Origin of the sequence: Roseovarius pelagicus, from assembly GCF_025639885.1 — a bacterium.
Classification (GTDB): Bacteria; Pseudomonadota; Alphaproteobacteria; order Rhodobacterales; family Rhodobacteraceae; genus Roseovarius; species Roseovarius pelagicus.
On sequence record NZ_CP106738.1, the window covers coordinates 229711 to 240973 of the forward strand.

Below are 11263 nucleotides of genomic sequence, written 5' to 3' on the forward strand. Positions count from 1 at the left end.
CGTTTCAACAGCCGTTTGACGCAGGTGCCAAACATCGAATTTTGCTGCTGGCCGTGGACCACCGTATCCCGCAGAGCCAGTTTTTTCCATTTCATTATTATGCCGACCGCTTTCGCGACCGGTACGACGCAGATATTCGCGAAGTGGTCATGGAAGAATATGGCGACCCTGCAAAGCATCCAGTTGATGCGACAACCGTTTGTTATCAGTCGAATTTCGACATATCTGATGAAAAATTGAACCGGCATATGTCTGAAATTCGGTCCCTTAACCCCCATGCGCGCATCATCTACATGGACTGGTTCGCACCAACAGATCTGCGAATGGCGTCACGAACGGCGACGCATGTTGATGCGTATCTGAGTAAACACTTGTTGCGCGACCGCGCGAGATACGACCGACCCACCTATGGCGACACAACGTTGATGGACTATTACGGTCAGTCATTTGGCTTGGAACATCAGACGCAACAGTTCGATATCCCCGTTGGCTTTTGGGATGGTTTGCATCTCGGGCCTTCCTTCGCCACAGCCGACTTTATGCTGCCGGTTTTCGACAAGGGGGCGCTGCCTCAGGGTGCGCGTCCTGTGGACCTGCATGCGCGCATCGCGATAGAGGGCACGTCGTGGTACCGCACGATGCGACAGGGGTGTGCTGATGCTGTGGCAGCATTGAACGGCGTGAACTGTGTGACGGGCACGGGGGTGAGGCATGATCTGTTTTTACGCGAAATGCGCGCGTCGAAGATTTGCTTTAGCCCGTTTGGCTATGGCGAGGTTCTGCTGGCGCGATTACGAGGCGGTGATGACTGGTGCGGTTCTGCTAAAGCAGGACATGAGCCATGTGGAAACCGACCCCGATATTTTCGTATCCGGAGAAACATATGTCCCGGTCGCGTGGGACCTGAGTGATTTCGCAGAAAAGGTTGAATGGCTCTTGCGCGACGAGGTGGCAAGACAACGGATCAGTGCGGCAGCGTTCGATGTGCTGCAGACCTATGCGCGGTCCGGTCGCTACGTCGACCAGATGGCGCCGGTGCTGGGGTTATGACCGAGTTGACTTTCGACCTGCCTGCGGTTGACGCAGTCGTCATTGGCCGTAACGAGGGCGCGCGGCTCGAGGCTTGTCTGGCGTCGCTTCGTGGGCAGGTGCGTCAACTGGTATACGTTGATAGTGGATCGACAGATGGTAGCGTGGCATTGGCCGAGCAGATGGGGGCAGAGGTTGTTCTGCTCGCCATGACCCAGCCCTTTACTGCGGCAAGGGCACGCAACGCTGGTCTGGACCAACTGAACGGTCATGGGCTGGTGATGCTGGTCGATGGTGACTGCCGGGTGCAGCCCGATTGGATCCATCAGGCGGCAATGCATTTGGCTGCGCATCCACAGGCGGCGGTGGTGTGTGGGCGACGACGAGAAGCCGACCCGCAGGCCAGTGTCTATAACAGATTGATTGACCGTGAGTGGGCCGGCCCTTCGGGGCAGGTTAATGCCTGCGGTGGCGATGCGATGATGCGACAGACAGCGTTGCGCGAGGTTGGAGGATACAATCCTCGCCTGATCGCTGGCGAAGAGCCAGATCTGTGTCTGCGTCTGCGCAGGGCAGGCTGGCAGATTTGGCGGATTGATGCGGAAATGACCCTGCACGATGCGGCGATATCACGGCTGGGGCAATGGTGGCGGCGCACCAAACGCGCAGGCCACGCCTATGCCGAGGGTGCAGCCCTTCATGGTGCCTCCCCAGACCGACATTGGGTCACCGAAACGCGCCGTGCGCTTTTTTGGGGGACAGGACTGCCCGTCGTTATCTTTGCGCTTTCGTTCGTCAGCCTGCACACCCTTTGGCTGTTGCTGGCGTACCCATTGCAAGTATGCCGAATTGCCATGCGACGTGGGACGGGCTGGGATTGGGCCTTTTTCATGGTGCTTGGCAAATTTGCAGAAGCGCAAGGCGCGATGGGATATTACTTCGGTCGCCTTCGGGGCAGAAAAACGGAACTGATTGAGTACAAATGACCCCATTGGGTCTGGGGATGAACCGGGCCTCTTGGGAACAAGAGGCCTTGATTGTTTCGGTCAGAGTCGGTTGGGGTGTCTTTAACGGCGCAGACGTCGCTGTAGCGCCTGTATCGTCAAACCCGGCAGAATTGCAAAGCAACTGGCATAGCGCGGGATCATCCGGCGCGGACTGCTCAGGGCGCGCCAAAGCCATTCCAGCGCCAGTGACCGAACCAGACGAGGTGCGCGGCGCTGGTGACCGCCTAAAAAATCAAGACCTGCGCCAATCGAGGCAAAGCCGACTGACGGGGCCAATTCGCGACCGCGGGCGGCCAGCTGTTCTTGCTTCGGCGCGCCAAGAGCCAGAAAGCACATGCCCGCGCCACTGGCTTCTAGCTCATGCAGAACAGTTCGGGCCGCGTCACCTTCGGGATCGAAACCCATCGGCGGGGCATGAACATAGGACACTTTCAGGCCGGTCACGGCGGCGGTCAGATATGTCTCGGCATCGTGCAAGGCGACATCGGTACTTCCGATCATCGCGATAGTCCGGCCTTCTTCTGCGGCAATCCTGCAAAGCGGCAACACCAGATCGGAACCGGGCAGTAACTCGACCGGTTGCCCGGCGAGGCGTGACAGCCAAACAATCGGTCGCCCGTCCGCCACCACCATGTCCTGAGCCGCATAGGCATCTGCGAACCGTGCATCGCTACGCAGCTTGACCAAGTGATCGAGGTTGAGCGTTGCCAAGGCAAATCCACGCTGTGCACCCAGACACTTGCCCACCTCCTCCATCAGCGCGCTGCGGGTGGGGGTGTTGACCTCGATACGGTTATTACCCGTAGAAAACTGCAAAACGGCGCTCCGCGCTCTGGTTGACTGCCTGACACAAGGCTTAGCCGGGACAGACGTGCTCGCAAAGCGAAAACCGAGGAGGCACCACAAATGAGGACAAAGCCATGCGACCATGATAGGGTACGGCTAATGCGGCACCAGATCGCACAGACCCAGATCATCAGAGCAGACCAACACGACAATGCCCAACACCATTGCATATCTGATGCTCATGTTCTGGCCGGTGGTCTGCGCCATCCTGTTTCGCCGACTGACGCCGGAACGGGCCATTATCTGGAGCATTCTGGGCGGCTATTTGCTTTTGCCTCAATCAGCCGAATTCGACCTGCCCTTGGTCCCGGATATGAACAAGACATCCATTCCGAATATCTGTGCTTTCGTTTTGTGTGTCTTTTACCTGAAAAAACGTATCAGCCTATGGCCGCAGAACTGGGCGATGCGGCTATTGCTGATGGGGTTCGTGATCGGTGTGGTGCCGACCGTTCTGACCAATGGCGATGCGATGATCTTTACCTTGTTGGGGGATACCGCTCCGATCGTGTTTTCCACGGCATCATTGCCGGGGCTGGGCCTGCGCGACTTGCTGTCAGTGGTGATCAATCAGATCATCGTTGTCCTGCCTTTTTTACTGGCGCGCAGCTACCTGTCGACCGAAACGGGATTGCGGGAATTGCTTTATGCGCTGGTCGTTGCTGCATTGTATTATTCAATACCGGCCCTGATCGAGATACGCCTCAGCCCGCAGATGAATGTCTGGGTCTATGGATTCTTCCAGCACAGTTTTGAGCAGATGATGCGCGATGGTGGTTTCCGGCCTCTGGTGTTCCTGCCGCACGCATTGTGGTTGGCGTTTTTTGTGATGAGCGCCGCAATGGCCGCGCTGGCACTGGGGCGGCAGTCGAGCGGGTCGGAACGGGTCAGGTTTTTCGCTTTCGCCGTTTACCTCTTGGTCCTCTTGGTCCTGTGCAAGAGCTTGGCCTCGATGATCTATGCGCTGCTGCTGGGGGGGCTGCTACTGGTGACGAGTGCCAGAATGCAAATCCGCGTTGCACTGATTTTTGCATTGGTCGCTGTCATATACCCCATGCTTCGGGATCAGGGGATGATCCCGATCGACGCAATTTTGCGACAGGCCGAGGCCTTTAATCCTGACCGGGCGCAATCGCTGGGGTATCGGTTTAGCAATGAAGAGGCGCTGCTGGAACGCGCGCATGAAAAATGGCTGTTTGGTTGGGGCGGCTGGGGGCGCAATCTGGTCCATGACATGCAGACTGGGCAGATCATCAGCATCCCAGACGGCGAATGGATCATCGTCTTTGGTACGTTCGGCTGGGTTGGGTATGTTTGTCAGATGGGACTGTTGGGTGGTCCGCTGATCGTGTTGTGGGCGAGGCTGCGAAACACTGGACCGCACGATGTGCCGCCCTATGTTGCGCCGCTGGCATTGCTCTTGGCGATCACGCTGATTGATATGCTGCTAAACGCGATCCTCACGCCCTATACGTGGATGATGGCGGGCGCGATCCTTGGCTGTTGCGAGCGCCTGAGCTCTGGTCATTCTCTGGGGGCATCAGTGGGGCAATCGGCTCGTAGAACCGTCATGGGCCGTCCGGCAGAGCGTCGCAGAACGTCGTTCTGAACCTGTCCCCGGTCCCGATGTTTTCGCCAAGGCTAGAGAATCAAATAGAATCACTGCCGACAAGCCTATTGTTGAAGAATATGGGCCAATTTGTTTCCACCTTGTGGTTTGTCGCGACTACCGGGTTAAACACAATGACGACACAATTTGAAAATTTCATTACAAAATGGTATGTTACGACTGTTAGTTGATCATTCGTTGAATGCATTGTTTCGTGAATTTTGGCAGATTTGCTACTACACTAACATTCCGACAACCGCATTTTGTAGCTAGTGGAGCTTTGCCGTTTGCCATGACCCAACCGCCCGCAGTTTCGATTTCCGGTGATGTTGCCATTGTCGGTATGGCTTTGACCGTGCCGGGTGCGGCCGATGTCTCTGCGTTTTGGGAAAACCTGCGCGACGGTGTCGAAAGCATCGAGGTGCAGGACGAGGCTGCGTTGCTGGCGGCGGGTGAGTCCCCAGAGCGGCTGCATCGCAAGAACTATGTGCCGGCGGCAGCCAAATTAGACGGGTACGATACTTTCGATGCCGAATTCTTTGGCTTTGGCCCGAAAGAGGCGGCAATCCTCGACCCTCAGCATCGCAAATTTCTTGAAGTCAGTTGGCAAGCGATGGAACAGGCTGGGAGGACGCCAGCGCAATTTCCTGGCCGAATTGGTGTTTATGCGGGCTGTGGCATGGGCAGCTATTTCTATTTCAATATCTGCTCCAACCCCGAACTGGTCGACGATGTGGGCATGTTCCTGCTGCGCCATACTGGCAATGACAAGGATTTCCTAAGCACCCGTGTCAGCCATGTTTTCGACCTCAAGGGTCCGAGCGTAAACATGCAGACCGCGTGCTCGACCTCACTGGTGGCGATGCATTACGCACGTCAGGCCCTGATGAACGGCGAATGTGATATGGCGCTGGCCGGTGGTGTGACGATCGAGTTGCCGCAGGGGCGTGGCTATCTCTTTAAGGAAAACGAGATTCTGTCACCGGACGGGCATTGTCATGCATTTGATCACCGCGCACAGGGTACGGTATTCGGCAGCGGCGCAGGCGCGGTGGCATTGCGACGGTTAGAAGATGCCGTAGCAGATGGTGACCACATCTGGGCCGTCATCAAAGGATCGGCCATTAACAATGACGGGGCGGCAAAAGCCGGCTATCTGGCGCCATCGGTTGACGGGCAGGCCGCAGCCGTGCGCGCCGCGCTCGCGGATGCCTCCGTGCCGGCCGAGAGCATAGGTTATATTGAGTGCCACGGCACCGGCACCTATCTGGGCGATCCCATCGAGGTGGCCGCGCTGACTGAAGCGTATCGTAGCCAGACTGACGCCAACGGTTTCTGTGGCATTGGCTCGGTAAAAACCAATATCGGCCATCTGGACACCGCCGCGGGTGTGGTTGGTGTGATCAAAACGGCACTCTCGTTGCATCATGGCGAAATCCCACCGAGTCTGGGCTATGAGGCACCCAATCCAACGATTGATTTTGATGAGAGCCCTTTCCACGTAAACGCCAGCCTTCGAAAATGGCCGGCGAGCGGCGGCCCACGTCGGGCCGCCGTCAATTCGTTGGGTGTTGGTGGAACGAATGCCCATATGGTGCTGGAACAAGCACCTGCGCGTGCGCCATCGGAGGAGTCAGACTTCCCGTTTCATGTGCTGTGCTTGTCTGCTCGCAACAAGGCGGGGCTAGAGGCAAATTCAGCGGCTCTGGCGGCGCATTTGCGCGCCAATTCCGATCAGCCATTGGCCGACATTGCGTGGACGCTGAAAGAGGGGCGTCACGGGTTCGACAAGCGCCGCGTTCTGGTGGCCGAAACCCACGAGGAGGTCGCCGCGCTGCTGGAGGTGGGTGATCCACAACGGGTATTCACCCATGATCTACTAGGCGAGGCACCCGAAACGGTGTTCATGTTCCCCGGCGGTGGTGCGCAATACCCCGGCATGGCCCGCGACCTGTATGAGACAGAGCCGGTCTTTGCCGAATGGATGGACCGAGGGCTGGCACATCTGGAACCGCAGTTGGAGTACGACATCCGCGCGCTTTGGCTACCTGAAACCGGAGCAGAAGCCGCCGCCGCCGACACGCTGAAGAAACCGTCGGTGCAACTGCCGCTGATTATGATCATCGAATATGCTTTGGCCCAACTTTGGATCAGTTGGGGCGTGCGTCCTGCTGCGCTGGTGGGCCATTCGATGGGTGAAAACACCGCTGCGTGCCTTGCAGGTGTGATGGCCTTCGAGGATTGCATTGATCTGGTGCTGTTGCGCGGGCGTCTGTTTGACACGGATGCCCGCCGGCGGCATGCTGAGTGTTTCTATGGCGCGCAGTGAACTGGAGCCACTGATAGGTGACGATCTGGACATCGCCAGTGTGAACGCGCCCGGTTTATGTGCCGTTTCCGGGCCGCAGGATCGACTGAATGCATTACAAATGCGTCTGGACGACGAAGGCGTCGACTACAATCGCGTGGCCATCGACATCGCTGCGCATTCGCGCATGCTCGATCCTATTCTGGACGATTTCCGTACATTTCTGCGCGGGCTGACACTGAACGCACCCAGCATTCCCTTTGCATCCAACCGCAGTGGTGAGATGATCACTGATGTTCAGGCGACCGATCCCGAATACTGGGTGCAACAGCTGCGCCACACTGTAAATTTCGCGGATTGTATCGACATGCTGGGTACAGAACCGGGCCGTGTGTTCGTCGAGGTTGGCCCGGGCAAGGCGCTCAGCTCTCTGGCGCAGATGAGCGAGACACTAAAGCCCGGACAAGTGCTGAGCACGTTACGCCATCCGGATCAGAAGATCGCCGACGACGTCTATTTCATCGGTGTGATCGGTCGGCTCTGGGCGTGCGGTGTTACGGCGGACTGGGCTCAGATTTGGGGTGATGCACGTCGTAACTCGGTATTGCTGCCGACGTATCAATTCCAACGCAGTCGATATTTCATCGAGCCGGGCAAAGCCACCCAGACGATCGACAGTGCGCTGTCACGTGCTGAAGACATGACCGAATGGGGCTACCGTCCGGTATGGAAACCTAGCCTTGCGGCCTGTGAATTTGACGTGCCCGATGATGTTGGGGCACCAGTTAACTGGCTGATCTTTGAAGATGATGCAGGTGTCGCAGCGCCTGTCATCGACGCGTTGCGCAAGGGCGGGCATACCGTCAGCACAGTGCGCTCTGGTGATAGCTTTCAGCGGCGTGGCGATGACGGGTTTATCCTGTCTCCGGAACAGGGTGTCGACGGGTACGAGGCGCTGTTGAGTGCGCTTTCCGGCGATGGCCGATTGCCGCACCGCATTGCACATTTCTGGCTTGTCACGGCAGACGAATCCCATCGCCCCGGCAGCAGCTTTTATGATCGCAACGTCGAACATGGCTTTTTCAGCTTGCTACATCTGGCGCAGGCAATGGGTGGGGCTGAGATGCCACAACCGTGTCACCTGAGCGTTGTCAGCAACGGCGCTGTGCAGCTACGCAAAGAGCCAGTATCCGCCCCCGAAAAAGCCTGCGTTCTGGGCCCCGTGGGCGTGCTTCCCCGTGAATTCCCCGGCGTTACCGCTTCGCTGCTGGATATTGAATTGCCAGACATGTCTGTGCGGCGCGGTTTTTTCGCGCGACAGGTTGATAGCGAATCCGCGGCTACTGCACTAACGCAGCAGCTTCTGGAGGATTTGCTGGCCGACGGAGAAAACCATGTTGCGGCCCTGCGTGGGGACAAGCGATACGTACAAGCGGTCAAACCCATCGCTTTGGATGCAGACCGTCATTCGCCTGTCTACAAGCAGCACGGCACTTATCTGATCACCGGTGGATTTGGTGGAATCGGCTTGAGCGTCGCGCGCGATCTGGCCGAGAATTTTTCTGCCAACATCGTCCTTTTGTCGCGCAGCGCCGTGCCCGACCGTGACACATGGGACGTCTACACACCCACCAGTCGCGCGGGCCGTCGTATCGCGGCCCTGCGCCAGATCGAGGCGCTTGGCGGTACGGTGATGATTGTGCAGGCGGATGTGACTGACATCGCGCAAATGCAGGATGTGGCTGATCAGATCCGCGCGCGCTTTGGTGCCGTGACCGGTGTCATCCATGCGGCTGGTACTATTGATGATGGGCCGATCCTGGCTAAGGACACGGCCAGCGTCCAAGGCGTTTTTGCGCCCAAGATCGGTGGTTTGCGCGTGCTCGACAAGGTTTTCCCGGACGGGAGCATCGAGCTGATGGTTTTGTTTTCCTCGTCCAGTACATGGACCCGCCCGGCTGGCCAAGTCGACTATGTGGCGGCCAATGCGTATCTTGATGCCTACGCTGCGGCCCGCCGGGATGACCAGACCCGCGTCGTGGCAATCAACTGGGGCGTCTGGAGCGATACCGGCATGGCCGCTCAATCCATGATGGCACGGCAGGGCGAGGCAGAAGTGCCAGAGGGGCGAACACTTGAGACGCCGCTGTTGGACGCGACATGGACTGATGCGACCGATGCGAGCCATTTCCGCGGGGTTCTGTCGGCGAAAAACAACTGGGTGTTGGCAGAGCACCGCACCCGTTCAGGCCAAATACTGCTTCCCGGTACCGGCGTGATCGAACTGGCAGCAGAGGCGATGACAGCGCAACAAGGCTGGTCTCCGTTCGAGATCAGCGACCTGTATTTCCTGCGCCCATTTGATGTGACCGAAGGGCAGGCACGCGCGATCACGCTTTCGCTCAGCGAGGAGGCACATGGGCAGCGGATGGCGTTGCGGGCAGATGTCACATTAGATGGGCGTAATGGCACGATTGAAACAGCCGAGGCGCGGTTGGCACCGCTCGGTGGCACACCGCCCGCGATTGACATTAACGGCATCACAGCGCGTTGTCTTGATATTCTTCCCGCGCCGTTTGTGTCGCCTCAGGAGGCGCATCTCGCCTTTGGTCCGCGCTGGCAGGTTGTAAACGACGCGCGATTTGGCACGACCGAGGGGATCGCCCGACTGTCACTGCCAGTCGCGGCGCGTAACGATCTGGCTGATGGGTATCTGGCACATCCTGCATTGATGGATCTTGCTACCGGTTGGGCGATCGCCCTGCACAAAGACTACGATCCGGCTCAGCTCTGGGTGCCAGCGGGCTATGGAACGGTGCGCCTGTACAAACCGCTGCCTGCCGCGCTGGTCAGCTGGGTTCGGCTGGGGGCATCTGCGACGACAGGCACGGCGGTGTTCGACATCACACTGGCCACGCCTGAAGGCGCGGTGGTCGCTGATATCCGCGCCTTCCAGATGCGCCGCCTTGATGGGACCGCCCTGACCGGAACGCCGGCGTTGACCGCCCGTGATGTGCAGTTCGAGGACGCAATTGCCGAGGCAGCACCACTGTCACCTGCAGAGGCGCGGCTGAGGCACAATATATCACTTGGTATTCGCGCGACAGAAGGCCCCGAGGCCCTGCGACGTGCGATCAGTCTGGGGCAGAGTCAGATCGTAGTTTCATCGCTGAATCTGCCTGCCCTGATCGATCAGGCGGGACAGCAAGACAACGCCGCCGAAAATGCCGACGCTCGTTTCGAGCGTCCCGATCTGGACAGCGATTTCGTCGCTCCTGCGCCGGGTGTTCAGAGCGCGCTGGCTGATATCTGGTCCGGCCTGCTAGGGGTCGCGGAGGTAGGTGCCGAGGACAGCTTCTTTGATCTTGGTGGGCATTCGCTGTTGGCGGTGCGGTTTTTCGCACAGGTCAAGCGGGACTATGGGGTGCAGTTTCCGATCTCGGTCCTGTTCGAAGCACCGACAATCGCCGCGTTGGCCGAGCGGATCGTCTCAGAAACCGGAATGGATGCGACTGCCGAGGAAGGTGCAGCACCACCCGGTAGGGCCGCGCCTGTCGCACCGATCCGCCGTCACCTTGTCGCGTTGCACCCGGATATGTCGGGCAGCAAGATGCCGTTTTTTATCGTCGCTGGTATGTTCGGCAACGTGTTGAACTTGCGGCATCTGGCGTTGTTGATGGGGCGCGAGCGTCCGGTCTGGGGGGTACAGGCGCGCGGGTTGATCGGTGACGAAACTCCACACAGGACCATTGCGGATGCTGCGCGCGACTACATTGCCGAGTTGCGCAGTGTGCAGCCCGATGGACCATATTATATTGGTGGTTTCTCTGGCGGGGGTATCACCGCGCTTGAGATGGCTCAGCAACTCACGGCGGCAGGGCAGGAGGTTCGGCTCTTGGCGATGCTTGATACGCCGTTACCGGTAAGGCCCAGCCTGACGCGCCGCGACAAAGCTCTGATCAAACTGGCCGAACTGCGCCGCAAGGGCCCGGCCTATCTGGTGGACTGGGCAAAATCGCGTATCTCTTGGGAGCTGGAAAAAAGGCGCGGTGTTTCGGTTGCGGATGATACCGGCAGCTTTAACAACGCCGAGATTGAAAGCGCCTTTCGTGCGGCCGTGGCGGATTATGATGTCGCGCCGTGGAATGGTCCCTTGACGCTTTTTCGCCCCAAGCTTGATCGTCATTGGAAGGTGTCGAATGGCAATTGGGTCAGTGCCGCGCGCGAGTATGTATATGACGACAATGAATGGACCCGACATGCCCCGCGCACAGAGGTGGTCGAAGTGCCGGGCGATCATGACAGCATGGTTCTGGTTCCCAACGTCAATGTGCTGGCCAAGCATTTGGGGGCACTTGCCCGCGCGGCCGACGCCCCTGCGGATCGAAGCGTCCAGCAAACGACCAAACTCGACGATGATACGCCGCCTGACTGGGCGCGTTGCGCAGCTGCGGAGTGATCCAG

6 protein-coding genes are annotated in these 11263 nt (G+C 58.6%); 5 read left to right on the top strand and 1 reads right to left on the bottom strand.

The features are described 5' to 3' along the window. The first annotated feature begins 41 nt into the window (after nt 1–41). Nucleotides 42–911: a hypothetical protein gene (locus N7U68_RS02175; protein ID WP_263048090.1), complete on the top strand. Its 870-nt coding sequence runs from the start codon at nt 42–44 to the stop codon at nt 909–911. A 135-nt stretch (nt 912–1046) separates the two neighbouring features. Next, nucleotides 1047–2015, top strand: a complete 969-nt coding sequence (locus tag N7U68_RS02180) for a glycosyltransferase family 2 protein (protein ID WP_263048091.1) — start codon at nt 1047–1049, stop codon at nt 2013–2015. Between the two features lie 81 nt (nt 2016–2096). On the opposite strand, the gene N7U68_RS02185 is transcribed toward N7U68_RS02180, so the two are convergent. Beyond that, the gene (locus N7U68_RS02185) at nt 2097–2852 is read right to left on the bottom strand and encodes a WecB/TagA/CpsF family glycosyltransferase (protein ID WP_373322952.1); all 756 of its coding nucleotides are present in this window, start codon (nt 2850–2852) and stop codon (nt 2097–2099) included. 181 nt (nt 2853–3033) lie between these two features. Between N7U68_RS02185 and N7U68_RS02190 the strand changes: the two genes are divergently transcribed. The 3 genes from N7U68_RS02190 to N7U68_RS02195 all read left to right on the top strand — a co-directional run bounded on the left by N7U68_RS02190 (nt 3034) and on the right by N7U68_RS02195 (nt 11258). Continuing rightward, nucleotides 3034–4491 (top strand): hypothetical protein, encoded by a 1458-nt coding sequence (locus N7U68_RS02190; protein ID WP_263048092.1) that lies wholly within the window; start codon nt 3034–3036, stop codon nt 4489–4491. A 292-nt stretch (nt 4492–4783) separates the two neighbouring features. Next, nucleotides 4784–6820: a type I polyketide synthase gene (locus tag N7U68_RS20955; RefSeq protein ID WP_308446157.1), complete on the top strand. Its 2037-nt coding sequence runs from the start codon at nt 4784–4786 to the stop codon at nt 6818–6820. Beyond that, on the top strand, nt 6807–11258 hold the full coding sequence (locus N7U68_RS02195) for an SDR family NAD(P)-dependent oxidoreductase (protein ID WP_308446158.1): 4452 nt from the start codon (nt 6807–6809) through the stop codon (nt 11256–11258). Before N7U68_RS20955 ends, N7U68_RS02195 begins: the two co-directional genes overlap by 14 nt. The last annotated feature ends 5 nt before the right edge of the window (nt 11259–11263 follow it).

What these genes read in the sequence shown, in the direction of transcription:
- N7U68_RS02180 (WP_263048091.1), top strand. Translation starts at nt 1,047, where the DNA reads ATGACCGAGTTGACTTTCGACCTGCCTGCGGTTGACGCAGTCGTCATT.
- N7U68_RS02190 (WP_263048092.1), top strand. Translation starts at nt 3,034, where the DNA reads ATGCCCAACACCATTGCATATCTGATGCTCATGTTCTGGCCGGTGGTC.
- N7U68_RS20955 (WP_308446157.1), top strand. Translation starts at nt 4,784, where the DNA reads ATGACCCAACCGCCCGCAGTTTCGATTTCCGGTGATGTTGCCATTGTC.
- N7U68_RS02195 (WP_308446158.1), top strand. Translation starts at nt 6,807, where the DNA reads ATGGCGCGCAGTGAACTGGAGCCACTGATAGGTGACGATCTGGACATC.